This is a genomic window from Halodesulfovibrio marinisediminis DSM 17456 (assembly GCF_900129975.1).
GTDB classification, from domain to species: Bacteria; Desulfobacterota; Desulfovibrionia; order Desulfovibrionales; family Desulfovibrionaceae; genus Halodesulfovibrio; species Halodesulfovibrio marinisediminis.
Window position 1 is genome coordinate 473,582 of sequence record NZ_FSRG01000006.1, and the last position, 20,074, is coordinate 493,655.

The window sequence follows — 20,074 nt, forward strand, 5'->3', positions numbered from 1 at the left end:
GACCTTAGTTCCCATAAACACCTTCTCACACATGCCGGGATGGCGGAATTGGTAGACGCAGCGGATTCAAAATCCGCCGGGTGTACGCCCTTGAGAGTTCGAGTCTCTCTCTCGGTACCATGTAAAAACAGGCACTTACGTAGGAATACGTGAGTGCCTTTTTTCGTTCCTGTTTTTTAAAGTTTCATTTTGTACAACTTCTGTACAACTTTTTGTTTCTGCTTATCTAGAAAGACCTAATAGAAACTTCCCCATATGCTCGTCATAGAAATCATAATGATCTGGATCATAGTGGTCACTAAACTCTAAATAATCCCTAACCTTAATTGAATAGTGAACATTCCATTCTCCCTCTAATTCTTTTTCAAACTCTTCATTTCCCATCACAGGCTTACTATCAAACGGATGCATATAATCTGCATAAAGAGTGTAACAACCACTTTTGTCATCAAAATATATTGAGCGTAGTCGCATAAAGTGCTTTTCTGGAAATTTCTCTCTCGATAACCACTCAAGTCGATTAAGTTCATCATCAATCAACGGCAAATGAGCCATACACTCTGAGCCTATCCTATTTACTATATGAAAGTAATACCCTCTATAGTTAGCAGTCCAATGATTTGGTCTTTCACTAGCGTAAATCTTCCAACCAGTAGCGCTTTCTGGTAAATACCTTTGCGCAATCCCCCACAACTCAGCCGTACTTAACATTCGTTCAAGCTCGACTGCATCCCAACAACCTGTGGTCAGATTATCTCTTGGATCAGCAGCAACACCCTCAAGCCTTGAAATTACAGCAGAAGATGGATATGTCGTTGTCGCCAATAAATACCCATCACACTGATGATGGCGACATGCCCCCACTATATCACCTAAGTCTCCAACACCAACAGCACGGCCAGAAATTGCTTTGTGCTTACATTGCACTAGCCATTTTCTTTTACAAGAAGCGAATATACTTTTATGCTCTTCGAAGCAGATCAGATCCTTTCCTCCATCAGCCCCCGCTCCACTCCAAAACACTTTGTACCCCAAAGCAAAGAGCATTTCACGAATCATTTGTTCAAACTCTATTCCATCTTCTGACAATTCAGTAAAATCTAACATACACCCCTCTATGAGACTATCATAGCAACACCAATTCTTACCAAGGAACAAAGCCCGCTCTCTCTTGCCACACAACAAAAAATATTTTTTATAGGCACTTAAACAAACACAAAACTCTTAAAGAAACAATCCTACACATTCTCACTGCTAGCGTATCAATTGACAAACTGGTACATTAGGGCTTCTTTAATATCCTCAATGAAAATGGAAGAAAGATGTTCGCGAATGAATTAAAACGAATCGACAATCTTCAAGAAGAAATCACATCACTTCGTCCGTTAGATGAAGACGAGCTATCCCAACTCAAAGAGTACTATCGAATCGGCCTAACTTATAGCAGCAACGCCCTTGAAGGTAACTCGCTTACAGAAAGTGAGACGAAGGTTATTATCGAGGATGGGCTTACTATTGGTGGTAAATCCATCAAAGAACATATGGAAGTGCTGGGACATAGCGAAGCTTTCTCATTCATTCACGACATTGCATCAGGCAATTTACTGTCTGAAGAAGATCTACTTAAAATCCATAGCTTAGTTTATGGCCGTATAGATAAAGATCAGGCAGGGACATACAGAGAAAAGAGAATCTTCTTATCAGGTTCAAAGTACAGCTTTCCAAAGCCAGAAGAAGTGCAGTCTTTAATGACCGATCTCTTCAGCAAACTTCCTGAGATGAAAAAAGAGCTGCATCCTGTAGTATTCGCCGCTCAAGCCCATAAAGAACTTGTGTTCATCCACCCTTTTGTGGATGGAAATGGCAGAGTGAGCAGACTACTTATGAACTTACTACTTATCCAGGCTGGATATCTCGTCACAATTATTCCCCCAGTTCTCCGCAGTGAGTACATTGCAAGCCTAGAGAAGGCTCATACTAATGATTCTGATTTCATAAAATTTATTCTTCGTTGCCATATCGAAGCACAAAAGGAATATCTCCGCCTCGTAAGGTAGCTCATTAAAAATACTTTTAAGCAATTAAATCCTCTGGATAAAACTCCAGAGGATTTTTTATTTCCCTTCCCAAGATTTCCCATACCGCTTTGCCATTCTTCTAAATTTAAATCATAACAACTTAAAAATCTTAGGCAAACAAACATAATTCACGAACCTTTAAGTGTAGTGGCCAAGTCCTTTAATCAGTAACAAAGGAGTTCCTCCTCAAGCTCTTTTTTAACACCATAACAAAACAACACCTTTCGACTTATGTCGGCCCTGGCGTGACGCGGGTACTGCACGAGCGTCAGTCACAGCTAAAAACTAGTCGATTAGGGTCTATTGTTATGCCCAATTCTCTTCAATACACAGCTCTTTTTCACCCCCACCCCCCTAAAAAAAGTGCTAAAAGTGCTAAATTCGATAGGGAGGGGGATGTAAAAAAATCCGCTATAGCTTTCAGTTCTATTTTTCCATCAATAAGCTCATGTAATTTTCTCATCTCCACATGAAAAAATAACTGGCGAACGATAATCCACCAGTAAAATTTTATAAAAAAATCGCAATCAACTTAAAAACTAAGCTTGGTTAAACTCCAAAAAATTACCTCCAGAACCTCCCCAACAAATTATCCTAGTAATGAGATTACCAACTTTTAAGCCTGACAAAGCAATTTGTTGTAAATACGGATTAAGGACATCAGTCACTCCACGCCCATAAACCGTAAAAACAACATCTCTTCCGAGATACTCTATGATCAATTCCACTGAAAGTTCATACCCTTTAGGCCATCGGCCACCTTCTTTTAGTCGTCTCCGCTTTACCACCTTTCCATCTACCCATTTAAGCAGCCAGTAATTCACCTCAAGAATTTGAACATCGACAACACTACCAATAGGCTGCCCCTGCAGCACAAACTGACCATCAACGCATTTCATATACAACAGATTCTTTCTTCGCCTCATATTACTCTCCCATAAACAATGCCTCCCTCAGTCACCCGAAGGAGGCTATAAAAAAAGACCAACATTTTTTTGTTGGTCCACATTACATCACCCTACTGACTTAACCTGTAAAACAAGTTAGTTCGAGTCACTACTCAGGACAGCCAATTTTCATACCCTATTCTCTTCATACGACCTACCTAGACGAAGCTAAAATCATACTTTCAGATTCTAGTTACACTTTCCTAACATCTTGAACCTCCATGACGATGTACTTCTTTAGGGATATCCTCTTTAGAACGCACTTTTGCCATATAACTACAACGTTCAAAGCATTTATTGCATTTCTCAACAAAGTCAGGATCATTACGACGCAAGTTGTAGTAACCAGGACCAGCTTGGTTACAGTAATCAACAAGCACTTCATTACAGGCCACACCAATAGCCCTGCTCCAATGTTCAGCAGCTTTTGCATAAAGGTTCTGAGGATGTTGATGCTTATTGCCATCTACAGTCAGCATGCAATGATAGTGAGGGTTGTGAGAGGAACACTGCTCCCATACCCAAACCAACTTTGGATCAGCACCATTACGCTTTAAGTTACGAGTAAAGCGGTCATAGAACTGAGATATTGCACTGTTACACTGCATAGCATTCATTTCAGCAGGATAATGAAGATCGAAACGTACTACGAGTACTTTATTATGTTTTTGAACTTGATAGTTCAGAACTCCATACACCCTGTTAAGAATATCTACATAATGCCCTTCTGAGGCTTTACTTCCATTGTAAACAGGCATTCCATTGTACTGTTCAACTTTAACCACTTGTGCATTATTCATGATCTTTCTCCTTTGTTTAATAACATACATTCAATGTATATTTTTTCATTATCAAAACAAAAAGAGTACTAAAGCCTTATTTAGTACTCTTCATTCCATATCTTCTTAGTTAATTGCTATGCTACAACAACGTTGCATTATGCATATAAGTAATATGTATATATAGTTTAGTATTATACTACCAATATACCTAGTTAACAAAATTACTTATTTCAACATTACGATTCACTGTAGTGTGTTGTATTCATTACTTTCATCAAAAAGGGAGTGACGGAAAAATTCTTAGTATATGATATAGGTGAAAAAAATTTTAAAATGAATTTAGGAGCCCCGAAGGACTCCCATATTCACCCCCTAAACTCGCAACCGCAGTTGTGACACTTGCACTCACGTAATAGTTTCTGATCAACTTGCTGACCTACCTTGTTACCAACCTCTGCACCAACAAGCCCGCCTGCAAGAGCACCAAACAATCCACCAGCGATACCACCTACTAATGTACCCACTCCAGGAACGATGGAACCAAGGGCTGCACCAACCTCTGCACCAGAAGCTGCCCCCATGTATCCTCCAACGCCGCCAATGGCACCGCCAGCTACTGTGCCTACCTGCTCTGCAGTAGCTTCAAGCTTAACGTATCCTTTCACATTACAACGTGGACAATAGATTTCTAAATCCATACAACGCCTCCAAAAATAAAGGCAAGCTTTCGCCTGCCATTCAACTACATATTAGGTATTCAATTGTGCCCTAAGCAACACGCTTACAAACAGACTGCCGTAACATTGCAAACATTGCTGAAGGCAGTTCTTCCAGCGTAGAAATCACACGGCTGCTTTCAGGAAGCACATCTTTAATCTCCTGAGCACAAATCCCTAGCCCATAGAACTCCACACCATACTTTCTGCCCTTTTTAATCGCCTTGATTGTACCTGCCACGTCATCAGGTTCCCCATCAGAAACAATAAGCACAATCTTTCGTTGCTCAGACAAAGCACTCATCTGCTGTAACACCCACCATAACGCTTCCGTCATTGGTGTTGTCCCCCTCGCCTGTACATGTAGATTAGTATGCAATCGTTCCCCATGCCTAACTAACGGCCGTACCGAAGGCACACCGCTTTTGCCCTCAGTAATTGCAGGAAAAGTTGTGACACCAACGTTAATACCATTTACGGTAAGAGCTTTAACGACTGCGAAAGACACAGCAGAGGCGAATTGGATACGGCTCCCCATTGAGCCAGACGAATCTAACAATATGTGAAACGCTGTATCTACTCCGCACCCATTTGAGCGCTCATAAAAGATGTCTTGCTGATTGATGGCGAGTTTATACAACCTCCCCCAATCTATTCGCCCTGTTCTGGCAGGTCGATTTCGCGACAAGAGCTCGGTCTGCATAAGTGAATGAAAACGTGCTTGCATTCCTGCAGTAACTCTTTCAACCGCTTGCATAGAATCTTCTGCCAAAGGTGAAGTCTTCTTGCTGCCAATAACCGCTACAGCGACACCGCCGTCCGCTGTTACAGATTTCGAAGCCATTTCCAAAACTCTTTCAGCAGCGCTAGAAATATCCAAAGGGTAATCAGAAACTCCAACATCGCTACCATCACAAACTCCTTTCAACCTTTGTTTTGCTTCTTCAAAAGAAAACGGGATACCTTCTGGCATCCCGTCTTGTGGTTTCGATTCCATCATCGAACATTGTTGCTGCATGCACGCCACAGCTTTCTTTGCATAGACAAGAGCCGCTTTCGAATCAGGGCAGTTGCTGCGCATAATTTTAAGCAGCCCTTCTAGCTGAAAGCGCAACTGAGGGTAAACTTGATCTATAGCTTTCGCATGCGCATCTACTCTGGATTGGACTTCTGGAACCTCCCAACTACGGACAGCCAACAGTAGCCAGTTAAGCACTAAAACTTCAGGTAGATCAGGTAACTCTTGTTTTCCTGATACAAAGATATGCCGGATAAGCCACTGAAAGTTATGACGAGAGCCCGGGTACAACTTCGCAAAACAATTCTCTACGCGCCAATCTTCGAAAATGTTCCATACATGTTTTTCAATTGGCAGCACGGAGTCATCCAGACAACTAAAATCCGTAAAGCGAATATGAGCCGTTTCATGATCGGTATACGAGCGAACGATATTCACCAAATTCATATCGCCTTCTGCAGGTAAACTTGGAAGCTGAATGCATCTACCATTTGTGAATGCTTCATTACCTCCAATCTGCACCGTCACGCCATACTTACGTCCAAGCATACTAGCAAGAAGCGGTAATGACCGTATTAATGATTTCTGATCCATATACTCCTCCTACCAGAGTCCCAAACTATCTAGTTGCTGCCCTTGCGTTTCAACAGGAGGCATGTCCTCATTCACATCATCTAATTCTGCTTCAACAAAATCAGGACATGCATCAGAGGAAGTGCCAACAAGTCCAGCAAGCATGCTATCCGCACTCTGCCCTTCAATTATCTTCTGTCCGTGCTCTACCAACACGCTAGGACTTTGAAGCAATGACAACAGCCCCTGAATCAGAAGTAACTTTGTACCAAGGATTGGACCGCGTCCCTTTACCTTAGTTAATGCGGCTTCAACCAACTCCACAATGGGAGCAACTCTTGGTTCCACAAATACAAGCCCTGCCAACTTACTATGAATAGTTCGAATGGGTGAGAGTGCCTTGCGGCTAACTTCTGTTTTCCCCGCATACGACTTCTGCCATGCTTCTTTTGCTGTCTTCGCTATTTCGCCAAACAACGTGTCACCTAAAGAAGTGACCTCTTCCTCCAAACCACTGCCTTGGGACTGTGCGGTTTGCGCCACTGTGAACATCTGCCAATTAAAACTCAGCCGATGCCTAACGTAATCAACACTTACAACCGATCCTGCGATGAGCGACTCCCAGCCAGGGTTATTTGCAATCCATTCATGAATAATCTCATCATAGCGGATTACGAATTCATCCTTGGCCTTGAGGAACTCATTCTTGATGACCTCCAACCCATCTCTCACTTCGTTGGCCCTATCGACTGGAATCGCCCAACCACCCAGAAACCGAACACCAATGCGATCAAGCATCGCGACCGCTCGGCTTTTAAGCGTACCAAAGACGCGCAGGTCTTTGGGGTCGCAAATACGCTTACTCCCAAGTGAGGCCAGCTGTTCAGGTGGTAGATCTGCACTCCCAAAATCAGCTGGAGTTAACTTCTTTCGTGCTGACCAGATATGGACTTCCAAGTTCAATGCTACAATGTTATCGAGAGCCGTCATCTCAGTATGAACATTCATCTGTTCCCTCCTAAATAGAAAAGGGAGCCGAAGCTCCCTGTTACGCGTCTGCTAATTGTGGAAATATTCGCTGCGCCAGTTCATGCAGCATCACTCTTGTTTCAGGTGCAGCTCGAAAGCCTAGTGCTCGATCAAGTGCATACGTCACAGGTTGAATTCCCTGCTTTGCTAACGGCTGGAACTTAACAGTGAGATCAACCCATCGAATCAATGTTCGAGTAGAAAACGTTACATCTATTGTCTCGCCATAGTGCTGCTTATCGCCCATTCCCATAAAGAGGCGGCGAACCTCATTGGCATATTCAACCATGGATTCACGTATAGATTCTGGAAGGTCACCCGCAATATTTCCAAGTAGTTTCACTTCAGCATCCTTTTCAGGATACCCAACCTCGCACAGCCAGAAACGATCCATAAAAGCCAGGTTCTGCCGAAGAGTTCCTTGATACAATCCTGTAGTATCTGCTGCACCGTTTGTGTTCGCGGTAGCAGCCAACCTAAACATTGGATGTGCGTGAACCACTTCACCACCATTTTCAGGAATGCACAGGGGCTCACCATCAAGAATACCGTTAAGGCCACTTGCTGCTGCAGGATCAAGAAGGTCAATCTCGTTCAATAAGAAAAGCCCTCCGTGCTTCATTGCTAACGCCAGAGGGCCATATTGAAATTTCATGTTACCGTCCTGTACCGAGTGATGTCCGACAAAATCAGGAAAATCCATCCTGCCATGCGCCGTTACTTCCAGAACCGGATATTTCAACTTCGCTGCAAGCTGCTTGATAAGGCTCGTCTTCCCAGATCCTGTTGGTCCAAAAAGATACAACGGATCTGCATGCGACATAAACCATACTGCTATATCTCGCATGGTGTCATGAAACAGATACTCCGGGTTAACGCCCGGTGTGCAGCTCACAGCATTTAAAAATCCTTTTACCATTCTGCCAGACTTCTTCCCGCTAAAAACTTCACCAGCATCGACGTTGATGACATTCAGCTGTTTCAGTTCGTCTTCAAGGTTCATACGTACTCCTACTAAATTTTCGCGATATGAAGCCGCTCAAAAGGTTGGCCATACTTTGTTACTGCCACAAGAAGTTCCTGAGCCTTTTGCTCCCCAACCTCATTTATTAGAGCAAACTCAAGCTTTGTCATATCGAGTGTTTTACGCCCTTCCTGACGGGTATTCTTAAAGCGGTAATGCGCTGTTTTCAGCCATTGTGAGTCTACACCTGACTGATTATAAAACGCCTTAATACGCTCTTCTTTCGCGCTGATCTTTTTCTCAAGCCCTCGTTTTTCATCCTTTAAAACAGCAACCAACATAAGTTCATCATCGTAAGCTGTATCCACTAGTACCTCACCTTCAAACTTCGGACATGAGCAGGCGTGTTCGCAATAGTCACAGAGAGGATGAAAACCATGGCAATAAGAGATATCCTTCAAAAAGGCCTTTCCTTCCTGCACCGCCTGTGCTCCTTTCCATATTTTCTCAGCTGTATTCTTAACTGCCTTCAACATCACACCACTTGGACGATAAGGGCCAAATGCCTTTGCTTCTGACATAGCAAGACACAACACCCACCCTTCAATATCTACACTTGAAGACTTCTCTGGAAAAGGGAAACCAAAGACCTTCTTCACAGCCTGAGAAAATGTCAGCTTCTCAAACACTAATACTCCATGTTCATCCCACATGGAAAACACAGGCAGATTCCAACATTCCACAAGAAAACCCAGCTGTCCGTACAACTGGGTTTCGTATGCGGTATAGAGTGATCCAGGTATTCGCTCTGTACTCTTTAATTCAAGTATCCTCACTGTGGGCTGAGGCCATCCCCATACCAACGCAAAATCCAAATGCGCTTTAATGGGAATGCCCTTATGCTGCGTTGCTATTTCAAGCTGACAAAACGTGTTCGCACCATTGGCTTGAAACGCATTTGCAATGCCGGACTCCAACCAGTGACCACGCTGCAGCACAAGCTGCTTCTTGAGCGTATTGTAAATCTGATCAAACTTATCCTGCTGATACCAATCCACAACAGTCTGCTCTGTTGCATGCTGTCCCAAACCAAGCTTCCCAGCCACGGCAGCGCGCATACACTCAACGCCTTTCCCGACATCCGACATACCCACATACTGACTCCGATCACCAAGTTGAATTTGAGTTTCATGAGCACCATGTTTAAGTAATCCCTTTGCCAGCTGCGCCAGCAAAGTATCTGCTTTACGATTCATACTTCGCATTTTCATACTCCATAAACACGAAAGCCCCGGCCAATGGGCCAGGGCTATACTTGCAAATTCTGTTTACTAAACTGCATGCGCATCTGCATACTTCCACCAGATATTTCTGCTGTTATCCCAACGAAAACCAGCTTCTTTCAACAACGGTTTCTTCGCTTTCGTATTACCAGACGCAGTCACACAAGTACGACCATCCTTAGCCTGCACTTGTTGGTATACAACACCATCAAGCTGCGGAAGCTGAACTACTGTAGTGTCTCTAAACGAAGAAAGGGAAGCCTGCGGGCCTCCCGATTGATTGGAAATATGCTGTTGTTGCTCTTGGGTATCTACCCGTGGTTCACGTTTTAACTGATGCAAGTTGGTATTCTGATTCGTTCTACTTTGCCTCTCACGCCCAATTGCAGCCTCTGCGTCATCATCGATTTCTGTGACCAAACCGACCAAAGTAGCCAATGCATACCGACGTGCATATGTAAGCGCAGAACCATATCCTTGCGGATCAGCTTTGGGCAACGGCATCACCATACAAGAGGCCTGCCACTCCCCAGACTCAGCATGCATGAGCTTTGTCACCAACCCTAAGCAACCAGACTCTACAGGGACTGGGTACTGTGACACCCAAATGCCATTAACCAACAATACCTCACGACATGCATCCATTACCGCGTTCAGCGTTGCATACCTGCTCTTCACAAATGGATTTTCTGCATCCTTAGCCACAGGCATCAATGCCTGCTGCACTTTCAACATCGCCTTCGCAAGCTCTGTCATATTCTGTGATGAATAGGCTGTAAGCTCCATAGTACCTCCTTGAAACAAAAACATCCCCACCAGAAGGACTGGCAGGGATGACAAAAATCTTATTGGTCAAGAGAGTAATATATAGGAATTTTTTTTTGATTTACAGTCTACACACCTTACATATTAAACTGCTAATTATCTGTCTTCCGACTTGGAAGTCGATTAATATAGCCATCCATTATTTGGTAAAATATTTTTTTGCCGTTTATTGTTGGTTTTTCCCCATCACTATCCATCCCTTCAACCAAAATAGTATCTTGGTCCTTCAAGGTAATTCTATAAACCATATGCATAGACATGAAAGTAACCCTTGTAAGCTTATACAACCTTACATTTTCACGGGGCCTACCAATCACCTGAACTTCATAAACTTCATCTTTTGACCCTGGTGTACAAAAAAAAGCATAGTCAGAAACTCCTCGGCTCCAAACCCCCTCTGCAGCATTACAAAGAACTTCCATTATATCACGAGATTGATAGCTACCTAATGGATCAACCATATTACTTGGTTTTGCATAACAACTTGCCCCCCAAAATAACACAATAAAACCTACAGCAATAACCTTCTTCATACTCATCACAAATATCCCCACATAGATTCATAAATAAATCCTCTAGCGCCCCGTTGAGCCAAACCCCCCTTCACCGCGCCCAGAACTGCTTACCTCTACAGTTTCCTCAAAACTAATGTTTAAAACAGGCTTTATGACAAGCTGTGCTATTCGATCACCTTTTTTAACATGAAAATCTGACTTTCCATGGTTAATTAAGATAACTCCAACTTCTCCCCGGTAATTACAATCTATTGTTCCAGGAGAATTTAAAACCGTAATTTGATATTTTAAAGCAAGTCCACTCCTTGGGCGCACTTGCGCCTCTGTTCCATTTGGTAACTCTAACCGAATACCAGTATGTATTAACTTACTTTCACAAGGAGCTATAACTACTTCATCAATTGAATAAATATCAAAACCAGCATCGCCTTCATGGGCTTGAGTAGGTAAGATAGAATCTTTATTTGTTCTTAGTATGTTGACTTTAAGCATTATGATCTTCTCTGTTCTATTCTAAACAAAGCTAAAAGAGCGGGCACACCAACTAAAAATGTTGGAGCATGCTCACAAATATAGTTTAAATTGGGATGTAATTTTTTAAAACTATCCACACACAACGGACCACCTAAAATCAGAAGCCATGCAACAAGCCACATGATCAACCAAAACCAAAATTGCTTATAGAACTCCTTCCAAGGAGAAGTAATCTTTTGCTTTGCGTCCTTATAAGTAGAAGAACCTTTCAATTTTGTTAATATTTTTTCTTTTTCATTTCGGTCCTCTAGCCATTCTTCAAATTCGTCACTATGCTCTCGAACTAATCCTGCACGCCCAGGAGTATTAGTGCTCGCTTTTGTTGACGGTGTTAGCAAATTATCAAAAATAAGAGTAACAAAAGATGCTCCCACCGAAAGATGATATGCATCCTCGCTATAATTATGGACAGAGATTAAAGAAGGACCAACCCAATTAGGGTCAAGCGTTGTACTGATATGGCCTAACCCCTTGGACACAAGCCGAACTTTAGAATGATAGGTTCCTGCTAATGAACTATCAACCCATACGGCCTCTTCTGTCATAACTAAAGTAGTGCTGCTCGGCTCAAGAATAATTTTATTATCTTCAGTTGGATGAACTAACTCATCATCTCTCCATGCAAATTTACTAGCCGTCAAATTATAAGATGCCCCTTTCACATTATCTTCACAAAAAGGGTAAATCCCTATGCGCTCACCTAAATTTTTTATAATATCAACATCACTTAGCACCATAAATCTCCTTAAAAAAACATACCGAAGTGAGTACACACTTCTATTTATTATTTCAAGACATACCCCAGTCCAACCCAAGGCAAAAGTGAGTTGATATAAAAAAGGCACCAAGTTGGTGCCTTCGTAAATTTACCTTAGAAGAAAAAACTAATTCTATTTTTAAAACTAGCGGTTCAGAAGACCCAATATGATAAAAAACTCACAATTCACCGCATCCCCCAACCATCAGACTTTTCACTCTATTATTTGTGCAAAAAAGCAAGCACCTAACTCTTCATAAGCCTTACCTTTTATACTATCCTACCATACGCTGCATGCTTTGCGTCCATGACGATTTAAACGCGGAATCACTTGCAAAAAGCTTATATAATTCCAATTCTTCTTTGCGTCGTTGCAGCATGATTTCCTTTAAAATTTTTTCAAAAGCAAGATCTCTATTATGCGGATCAAGGTTATTTTTATATTTTGCCTCAAAATCCGGGTGCAGCTTTATACTTTCTGCAATATTTACAAACTTAACCTTTTGCTCTTCGGGAGTAGCACTCCATCCTTGAAACCAACGTTCATTAAACGCCCGTATGATTTCGTCTAACGGATCAGTCTCCTTTTCCCCGTCATGCACTCCTCGCGGATTCGGATTCTGAGGATCCAATTCAGAATCAGAGTCATCCAGCTTAATGATATGGTTAAGCCTAACCCTTTTAAGTCCGTAAGAGCTTAAATCTACAGACTCAAGCAACTCATCAAAGGCCTCAGCGTCAGGGTCTTTTACTTTCAACTTTGGAATCAGGAATTTCAAGAACCAAAATAACTTTTCCCAAGCAACAATTTCATAAGGCATGATCGAAGCCATCTGCCCATATATTTTAACAAACTGTTTTGCTTTAATTTTAAAATCAATTTTAGCATCATTTTCGAGTTCTAGTTCGCTTTCAAAACGACTGGCTGCTTGATCGATAATTGGGCTAAGGGTCTGAGCATCATCATTGTCAAAGAATCTAGCCACAAAGTCTTCGACCTCGTGCCACTCATAAACGCCCACGTCATCCATTTCATTCTTCAACTCATGCAGCACATTGACATCCGTTGCTCGAGACAATGATGTCGCTGTATAAAAGGGGTTAAAAGCTGCCTGAACATCCTCTACTGTATTAAAGAAGTCTAATACAAATAAGTCTTCTGTTTTCTTACCTAACAGTAATGCACTTCGATTCAAGCGAGAAAGGGTTTGTACGCATAGAACACTTGAGAGCTTCTTATCAACGTACATAGCGCATAGTTTCGGCTGATCAAACCCCGTCAGATACTTATTTGCTACAACAAGTAAGCGATACTCATCTGTATCAAACCTATCTTTTGTATCCGTTTCCGCGAACCCGTTAACATCCGCCTCTGAGTATTCAATCCCATCCACTACCTTTGTGCCTGAAAAAGCAATCAAAACTTTAAATGGCCTCCCTTGTTCTTCCAATATCCGATTGATGGCCCTAAAATAACGAATCGCTGTCTCAATATTTTGAGTAACAACCATTCCTTTGCCCTTGCCCTTAAGTTTTTTAGCGTTAACCACTTTGGGAATAAAATGCTCAAGCATAATCTCCGCTTTGGTATCAATAGTCTGCTGACTTCGCTCTACATAGGCACGAAGCTTTTTCTGGGCTTTCTTGGTATCAAATTCTGGATTGTCTGCTATGGATTTTTCAATCTCGTAATAACTTTTGTATGTAGTGTAATTAGCCAATACATCCAAAATAAAACCTTCTTCGATAGCCTGTTTCATGGAATATAGATGAAACGGCTTAAATGAACCGTCTTCTTGACGTTGACCGAACTTCTCCAACGTACTGTTCTTAGGTGTTGCTGTGAATGCAAGATACGAGGCATTGCCACGCATTTTACGTGACTTCATAGCCTGAAGAATCTTGTCTTGAGCATCCTCTGCTTCTTCCGCCTCGGACTTCCCCATAGCTCGGTTCATATTATCATGAGCTGATCCGGACTGTGAGCTGTGCGCTTCATCGATAATCACAGCGAAGCGCTTGTCACTTAAATCGGCAATGCCATCAATTATGAATGGAAACTTCTGAATGGTAGTTATGATGATCTTCTTACCATTCTCAAGAGCCAGCTTTAGATCTGAAGACTTATGCGCTGGTGCAATAATATTTTTTACTTCAGAAAACTCTTTGATGTTATCTCTTAGTTGCTTATCCAGTAATCGACGGTCTGTAACCACGATAACAGAATCAAACAATGGTTGCTCCAGGCTACGTCCCCTTGCTACTCCAATCGAAGCTGGATAGGTTTCAATAAGCTGATAGGCAGCCCAAGTAATCGAGTTCGATTTACCTGATCCCGCAGAATGCTGAATCAAATACGTTTGCCCGACGCCATGTTCTGATGCATGACTAACTAATTTACGAACAACATCCAATTGATGATACCGAGGGAAAAATAGTGTCCGCTTATTCAAGGGAGTATTGCTCGCTCCATCCAATCGAACAAAGTGTTGGATTATATTTGCAATACTCTCCCTAGTGAAAATATCTTCCCATAAATAAGCAGTCTTGTGACCTTCTGGGTTAACCGGATTACCTTGACCTAACTTATTGCCCTTGTTGAAAGGCAAGAAAAATGTGCCTCTCCCTGCCAACTTAGTCGTCATGTACACTTCATCAGTGTCCACTGCCATGTGAACGAGACAACGGCCAAAAGTCAGTAAGGGCTGACAAAAATCTCGATCATTCCTATACTGCTTCTGACCATGATAGCGCGCAGTTTGACCAGTCCATGCGTTCTTTAGTTCTAGTGTAACAAGTGGGATACCATTGATAAACAATGCCATATCCATTTCTTGAAGCGGATTTACCAATGAGTATCGAACTTGGCGTGTGCAACTGAATAAATTAGCAGCAAAATTTTGCTTTACCTTATCACTACTGCTAGCCAGCGGCGCAGGATACATCAAATTGAAATGTGCATTGTCAACGCTGAGTCCTTTCTTCAACAAATACAAGACACCATGCTTTTTGATCAGACGGTCGTAACGCTCAAGCAGCTTTCTTTGCCAATCTGTTGGATTATTTTTCTTAAGTTTGACAAGCTCTCGCTCTTGTGTCTTTTCCAAGAATTGCCAAAAGAACCGCTCATCTAACGCATATTGCATATTAAAGTCTGTAGGCAAACCAAAATGGAATCCGGCACCATCTCCTTGGGCGGATACTCCAGCTCTTCTTTCTTCGCTACTTATACCAACCAAATATTTTTCTATGGCTGATTCAAGTGCCTGCTCGTTCGTTTGACTTGTCATTCCCACAAAATCCTTATTCAAAATTCTGTTGCTTCAAAGCACCTGAAGCTTTTTGTAATAAAGCTTTCAGGGCCTTCTCTAACTTGCTCATGTACCCTAAAAGCCAGGCTATTGTCTGCTGCCGTGCATCTCTATTAACAACCTAAATTTTATAAAAAAATTTGATACGCGAAGATTTTTTATTATCTAAACGCAGCCATTCCAAACTCTCACCAAAAGTACGCTCAATCTCGTCCTTCATTCCAACTTGGTAATCAAAGAAAAATTTATTATCTTCAGTCACAGCACGACTAACCTAAAGTTTGACACGCAACTCCTTTCGTGGAAATATCAAACCATAAGAAAAGCCGCTTAGTCCCGAACCAGCAGCGAGCGTTGGCTATTGCCAAGATTAAGCTTTACTTCACCCAAATCAAGAGCATCAAGAAACTCACAAATACGCGTTGCAGCACGAGCTAGAGCACTATTAAAATTAAGTACTAAGCCAGACTCACATGCAGCAAACTCATACCAATCAAAATACTGTTGATAAATTTCAACCACCTGCCCTTTAGTTAGACTAGCACTATAAGACGAATAGTTAGGAGCTTGCCAAACAACATCACGGCCACTCTCGTCCAGCTTGTTTTCGATAATAACCAGGATGCCTTACTTATCCCGCACCAGCAGGTCTAGACGTTCACGGCTATCATCAACTTTTGAATACTCAACAATTCTTCACCGAACGCATCAAGTTGATAGACCAACCATTCTTGAAGATGCTTACGTTCAGTCCCCCCAAATCACTAAAGAGTTTTGTTTTAACCGAAGTATCCGACTAGGTTGACAATTAACCATGAACATACTTTCTCCAAACCTACAATTCAGCCATTTCTGGGGTAATTCTAAATTTTCCAGTAATGACACTGTTAATAAGAGTAGTTTTATACTCTTTTAATAATGCAATCTGAGAACGCTGAATATCAACAACCTCATCAATCCGTTTAGATTCATTGGAAACAAAGTTGAGTATTTCTCTCTGTTCTTCCACTGGAGCTACAGGAACAGGTATATCAAACAGCTCATCTGAATAAAGACGAATTAAACCTTCTACAATACCAGTAGCACGAACAACAAACTGCTGAATATATTTGGGGTTCCTGAACAAAAGTTCTAGCAACTTCAAATTTTCGACATAGGCTTTAGGCTTGTAAACAGCATAATCAGGACTAACCAGCCCCTTGAAGTTAATACTACTTTTAAAGAAAACTCCGAGATGCGCTTTAAGCTTGTTAAAGACTAAGTCATTTTTATAGACAATCTTATTACCAACGCTACTTACAGCAACTTCTGCCTTATCATGGTACTCGGACCTAACGACTAGCCCATAGATCTGACTAACCATTAAAAGAGGCTCTTCTCCTGTCTTTGAACGCTCATTACGTTCTTCTAAAATGTACTTTAGTCGTATAGTGTCCCAATGTTCTGGAATCTCACCAATCCAATCTATCCCTGAATCTCTCATAGGTACATCAGGATCTAGCCCTTGAGTGATTGCTTTTTGAATAATGGTTTGTTTACGCTCATTAAGCAATGCGACCTGTCGTTCTTTGATGGCAATAGCTTCATCTATTTGCGCTGTTTTTCTAGCAAGAAAATTCGTTATTTGAGTTTGTTCTATTTCAGTGGGCTCAACAATATACAAATTAGACAACTCATTTGAGTTTATGGCAGGATAGCTCATACCTTTCGCAACGGTATCAACCTGATCAGTAAAGGCGTTACTCTTAATAAAGTTTGTCAAATAGGCTGGATTTCCAAAAGCCTTTGGTGAAACAACCGCAAACCCTGTAGAATATACATATCTTGATAATTTTTCATTAATAAAAGCAATTGCTTTCAAGTAAGTCCTGACTGTCGACACTACCGTATCACCAGGCTCAGCAAGCCTTCTTGCTCTTGAAGGCGAATCACCAAATAAAAATTCTTCTATTTTTTCTATCCCATTCTCAAAACTAACGCTGCCAATATCTACATATTTAATGCGATAACTTGCACCAGTATTCTCCGGAAGAGATTGACTATTTATCGATGCACAGAATTTGAGTTTTTTCACACACCAATGAGATGGAATTAAACCTATTTGTGTTATTCCTGACTCTATATAAGAATCATATTCTGACACTCTTGCAACAACCATGGTTTTATCCCCCCTAGCCTTGCCCGAGGTTAACATCGAAACCCAGTATTTGGGCTATCAACCCTTCTGCTTTTTGTTCAAGGCTAATTATATCAGTTGCAACTTCTACTAAAGAGCGAAGCGGCCTATGGCGGTAGAAATGCTTATTAAAGTTAATTTCATAACCAATTTTGACAGAATCAAGGTTAATCCAAGCCTCTTTCACATATTTTTTTACTTCATCCAAAAAATATTGATAGATGGTCTGTTGCAGTGGAATTGATTCTGTATCGCGCAAAGCAGCGCTAGTTTCATAGGTGATGAATTCATCTTTTTTGCCTGTCGGGTAGTAACCAAAATCCGGTAATTCCTCTAGATTGCACCCGTAACAGTCAAGTAACTTATTCAACTTATCGTTACTTAACTTAACTACTTTTTTAATAACCTTAGCTGCTGTTTCATCGTACCAACTGACAGAATTCAACAACGAGTTTTTTTCGGTAGCTGACAGTTTTATTTTACGAGACTTAAGCTCTGCTTCAACAGAAGCTTTGAACACGTTAAAGTCACTGAATTCTTCTTGACCGATATTTTGCATCAGCAACTCTGCCGTTTCATATAAGGCCCTTAGCGACAACCAATGCTTAACATCAAGCAACTTCGACTTAGCCTTGGCCTTGAGAGTAATGCCATTATCTTCACACCAAGCTAACGTATCTTTTTCAATTAATTTCAACCCATCCTTTTCATAAACCTTATCACCATGCTCAGCATACATATATTTCATTGGTTCAAGTAACTGTTTATCAAAACGCAAAAGTTGAATAGCACCCATAGAAAACTTTGCCTTACGACGATCCGGGCGCTCTATCGCAACTTTGTAGTAGCCAAATTCCTCATTTTTTAACACCTGGCTAGCAATCCCTACAGGATCTTTATTTGCATCTACCACACGTTCGATGGGTGCATTGTCCAAATATGTTTGTGTAATTTCGTTAATATGCTTTGGTGCAAGCTCACAATTCTTGTTACCAAGATTTTTTCGTAACTTACGGAAAAGTAAGCTCGCATCAATAAGTTGAATCTTGCCTTTGCGAGTTGATGGCTTGTTATTATTCAAAATCCATATGTAGGTGGTAATGCCGGTGTTATAGAAGAGATTATTTGGCAACTGAACAACCGCCTCCAACATATCTTGTTCAATAATGTACCGACGGATATTACTTTCCCCACCACCAGCATCACCAGTAAAGAGACTTGAACCATTGTGAACAGAAGCGACCCTGCTACCAAGAGAGCTCACCTCTGGTGATTTCATTTTGCTGACCATTTCCATCAAAAATAGTAACTGCCCATCACTGGAACGAGGCATAGCATCAACACTAACCTCATTTCCCCAATAATCTTTCAGTACAACCTTAAAACGAGGATCTATGACCTCTGCTCCATCTTTGATGTGCTTTTGTTCGGACGTCCAGCTTTTTCCGTATGGTGGATTAGATAGCATAAAGTCAAAACGCTGAGAGGCAAACTCGTCTGTAGACAATGTTGAACCAACCTTGATGTTCTCAGGGTTATTACCTTTGATCATCATATCTGACTTACAAATTGCGTAGGTTTCATCGTTGATTTCTTTACCATACAAATAAATATCCCGATGAATTTTCAAGCTTGGATATTTTTCATCGATGAACTTTTGTGACTCAGTCAACATACCGCCACTACCACAGGCAGGGTCGTATACCGTCAATACATTTGGCAAATCATCCTTGACAGGATCAAAGACCAAATGCGTCATCAATTCGATCACCTCTCTTGGTGTAAAATGCTCACCAGCTTCTTCGTTGTTTTCTTCGTTAAATTTCCGAATCAACTCTTCAAACACATAACCCATGCCCAAGTTTGAAAGTGCTGGCAGCTTATTACCGTCAGGATCTTTAATGAGTTTTGGGGTAAGATTAATATATGGAGAAACAAATTTTTCAACGACATCCAATAGAACCTGTTTGGATGCCATATGACGGACTTGCGCATTCAAATTGAAGCATTCAATAATTTCTTTAACATTGTCACTAAACCCCAACAAATATTCTTCAAAGTTGGCTAACAATATCTGTTGATTGTTGGTCGCCGTGTTAAACAGGCTCTTGAGTGTCCATTTGGAGGTATTATAAAACACATAACCAGATGCCTCTTTTAATGGCTCATCATCAAGCTCTGTGGCATTCATTTCGTCTTTTTGGAACTTAACCTCTTTAAGTACCGCATCCTTGGTTGGCTCAAGCAAGCTATCTAAACGACGCAATACAACCATTGGCAAAATAACATCACGGTACTTGCCGCGCACATACACATCACGCAAACAATCATCAGCAATGTTCCAGATAAACGAAATCAATTTATTGTGAACACTATGGTCCATATTTATATCCTATTCTTTTGAGACATTCGCTCATTACTTATGAAATTATATTCAATCATCAGAGGCAGCAGATAGATATAGAACTCTGTTCTTTTTGAGACAAGAGCAAGACATTAGCTCCGCGTAGCAAGTTAGTATTACAACAAGCACGAATACTCAACTGAATGGAGCAATAGGGAAGGA

17 protein-coding genes and 1 tRNA gene are annotated in these 20,074 nt (G+C 41.4%); 2 read left to right on the forward strand and 16 right to left on the reverse strand.

The annotated features are described in order from the left end of the window. The first annotated feature begins 33 nt into the window (after nt 1-33). Nucleotides 34-120 (forward strand) — tRNA-Leu (locus tag BUR09_RS13380). A 102-nt stretch (nt 121-222) separates the two neighbouring features. On the opposite strand, the gene BUR09_RS13385 is transcribed toward BUR09_RS13380, so the two are convergent. Then, the gene (locus BUR09_RS13385) at nt 223-1,107 is read right to left on the reverse strand and encodes a restriction endonuclease (RefSeq protein WP_074217445.1); all 885 of its coding nucleotides are present in this window, start codon (nt 1,105-1,107) and stop codon (nt 223-225) included. Between the two features lie 215 nt (nt 1,108-1,322). Between BUR09_RS13385 and BUR09_RS13390 the strand changes: the two genes are divergently transcribed. Next, nucleotides 1,323-2,057 carry a Fic family protein gene (locus BUR09_RS13390; protein ID WP_074217446.1) on the forward strand — a complete coding sequence of 245 codons (735 nt, stop codon included), beginning with the start codon at nt 1,323-1,325 and terminating at the stop codon, nt 2,055-2,057. A gap of 560 nt (nt 2,058-2,617) precedes the next feature. Here BUR09_RS13390 and BUR09_RS13395 read toward each other — a convergent pair. The 15 genes from BUR09_RS13395 to BUR09_RS13465 form a co-directional block, all read right to left on the reverse strand. Beyond that, nucleotides 2,618-3,004: a hypothetical protein gene (locus BUR09_RS13395; protein WP_074217447.1), complete on the reverse strand. Its 387-nt coding sequence runs from the start codon at nt 3,002-3,004 to the stop codon at nt 2,618-2,620. Between the two features lie 224 nt (nt 3,005-3,228). Beyond that, nucleotides 3,229-3,825, reverse strand: coding sequence for a YagK/YfjJ domain-containing protein (locus tag BUR09_RS13400; RefSeq protein ID WP_074217448.1), 597 nt, complete (start codon nt 3,823-3,825; stop codon nt 3,229-3,231). 347 nt (nt 3,826-4,172) lie between these two features. Continuing rightward, a complete protein-coding gene (locus BUR09_RS13405) occupies nt 4,173-4,505 on the reverse strand; it encodes a hypothetical protein (RefSeq protein ID WP_074217449.1) in 333 nt (110 codons plus the stop codon). Between the two features lie 70 nt (nt 4,506-4,575). Next, a complete protein-coding gene (locus BUR09_RS13410; protein WP_074217450.1) occupies nt 4,576-6,135 on the reverse strand; it encodes a VWA domain-containing protein in 1,560 nt (519 codons plus the stop codon). Nucleotides 6,136-6,144: 9 nt separating this feature from the next. After that, on the reverse strand, nt 6,145-7,122 hold the full coding sequence (locus tag BUR09_RS13415; protein WP_074217451.1) for a DUF3150 domain-containing protein: 978 nt from the start codon (nt 7,120-7,122) through the stop codon (nt 6,145-6,147). Between the two features lie 40 nt (nt 7,123-7,162). After that, nucleotides 7,163-8,146, reverse strand: coding sequence for an AAA family ATPase (locus tag BUR09_RS13420; protein WP_139296847.1), 984 nt, complete (start codon nt 8,144-8,146; stop codon nt 7,163-7,165). Between the two features lie 11 nt (nt 8,147-8,157). Beyond that, complete coding sequence (locus BUR09_RS13425; protein ID WP_245796736.1) at nt 8,158-9,372, reverse strand: hypothetical protein; 1,215 nt, start codon at nt 9,370-9,372, stop codon at nt 8,158-8,160. 66 nt (nt 9,373-9,438) lie between these two features. Continuing rightward, on the reverse strand, nt 9,439-10,176 hold the full coding sequence (locus BUR09_RS13430) for an ERF family protein (protein WP_074217452.1): 738 nt from the start codon (nt 10,174-10,176) through the stop codon (nt 9,439-9,441). Between the two features lie 131 nt (nt 10,177-10,307). Further along, nucleotides 10,308-10,754 carry a hypothetical protein gene (locus tag BUR09_RS13435; RefSeq protein ID WP_074217453.1) on the reverse strand — a complete coding sequence of 149 codons (447 nt, stop codon included), beginning with the start codon at nt 10,752-10,754 and terminating at the stop codon, nt 10,308-10,310. A gap of 36 nt (nt 10,755-10,790) precedes the next feature. Continuing rightward, nucleotides 10,791-11,222 (reverse strand): dUTP diphosphatase, encoded by a 432-nt coding sequence (gene dut / locus BUR09_RS13440; RefSeq protein WP_074217454.1) that lies wholly within the window; start codon nt 11,220-11,222, stop codon nt 10,791-10,793. Further along, a complete protein-coding gene (locus BUR09_RS13445) occupies nt 11,222-12,001 on the reverse strand; it encodes a dCTP deaminase domain-containing protein (RefSeq protein WP_074217455.1) in 780 nt (259 codons plus the stop codon). The genes dut and BUR09_RS13445 overlap by 1 nt, the downstream gene beginning before the upstream one ends. Before the next feature lie 295 nt (nt 12,002-12,296). Beyond that, nucleotides 12,297-15,311 (reverse strand): type I restriction endonuclease subunit R, encoded by a 3,015-nt coding sequence (locus BUR09_RS13450; protein ID WP_074217456.1) that lies wholly within the window; start codon nt 15,309-15,311, stop codon nt 12,297-12,299. Nucleotides 15,312-15,453: 142 nt separating this feature from the next. Continuing rightward, complete coding sequence (locus BUR09_RS16990; RefSeq protein WP_217694186.1) at nt 15,454-15,594, reverse strand: DUF4268 domain-containing protein; 141 nt, start codon at nt 15,592-15,594, stop codon at nt 15,454-15,456. 573 nt (nt 15,595-16,167) lie between these two features. Then, complete coding sequence (locus BUR09_RS13460) at nt 16,168-17,490, reverse strand: restriction endonuclease subunit S (RefSeq protein WP_074217593.1); 1,323 nt, start codon at nt 17,488-17,490, stop codon at nt 16,168-16,170. Between the two features lie 13 nt (nt 17,491-17,503). After that, on the reverse strand, nt 17,504-19,891 hold the full coding sequence (locus BUR09_RS13465) for a type I restriction-modification system subunit M (protein ID WP_074217457.1): 2,388 nt from the start codon (nt 19,889-19,891) through the stop codon (nt 17,504-17,506). Nucleotides 19,892-20,074: the final 183 nt, after the last annotated feature.

Excerpts from the sequence above, each read along its gene's own strand:
- BUR09_RS13385 (WP_074217445.1), bottom strand. The coding sequence starts at position 1,107 with ATGTTAGATTTTACTGAATTGTCAGAAGATGGAATAGAGTTTGAACAA.
- BUR09_RS13390 (WP_074217446.1), top strand. The coding sequence starts at position 1,323 with ATGTTCGCGAATGAATTAAAACGAATCGACAATCTTCAAGAAGAAATC.
- BUR09_RS13395 (WP_074217447.1), bottom strand. The coding sequence starts at position 3,004 with ATGAGGCGAAGAAAGAATCTGTTGTATATGAAATGCGTTGATGGTCAG.
- BUR09_RS13400 (WP_074217448.1), bottom strand. The coding sequence starts at position 3,825 with ATGAATAATGCACAAGTGGTTAAAGTTGAACAGTACAATGGAATGCCT.
- BUR09_RS13405 (WP_074217449.1), bottom strand. The coding sequence starts at position 4,505 with ATGGATTTAGAAATCTATTGTCCACGTTGTAATGTGAAAGGATACGTT.
- BUR09_RS13410 (WP_074217450.1), bottom strand. The coding sequence starts at position 6,135 with ATGGATCAGAAATCATTAATACGGTCATTACCGCTTCTTGCTAGTATG.
- BUR09_RS13415 (WP_074217451.1), bottom strand. The coding sequence starts at position 7,122 with ATGAATGTTCATACTGAGATGACGGCTCTCGATAACATTGTAGCATTG.
- BUR09_RS13420 (WP_139296847.1), bottom strand. The coding sequence starts at position 8,146 with ATGAACCTTGAAGACGAACTGAAACAGCTGAATGTCATCAACGTCGAT.
- BUR09_RS13425 (WP_245796736.1), bottom strand. The coding sequence starts at position 9,372 with ATGCGAAGTATGAATCGTAAAGCAGATACTTTGCTGGCGCAGCTGGCA.
- BUR09_RS13430 (WP_074217452.1), bottom strand. The coding sequence starts at position 10,176 with ATGGAGCTTACAGCCTATTCATCACAGAATATGACAGAGCTTGCGAAG.
- BUR09_RS13435 (WP_074217453.1), bottom strand. The coding sequence starts at position 10,754 with ATGAGTATGAAGAAGGTTATTGCTGTAGGTTTTATTGTGTTATTTTGG.
- dut (WP_074217454.1), bottom strand. The coding sequence starts at position 11,222 with ATGCTTAAAGTCAACATACTAAGAACAAATAAAGATTCTATCTTACCT.
- BUR09_RS13445 (WP_074217455.1), bottom strand. The coding sequence starts at position 12,001 with ATGGTGCTAAGTGATGTTGATATTATAAAAAATTTAGGTGAGCGCATA.
- BUR09_RS13450 (WP_074217456.1), bottom strand. The coding sequence starts at position 15,311 with ATGACAAGTCAAACGAACGAGCAGGCACTTGAATCAGCCATAGAAAAA.
- BUR09_RS13460 (WP_074217593.1), bottom strand. The coding sequence starts at position 17,490 with ATGGTTGTTGCAAGAGTGTCAGAATATGATTCTTATATAGAGTCAGGA.
- BUR09_RS13465 (WP_074217457.1), bottom strand. The coding sequence starts at position 19,891 with ATGGACCATAGTGTTCACAATAAATTGATTTCGTTTATCTGGAACATT.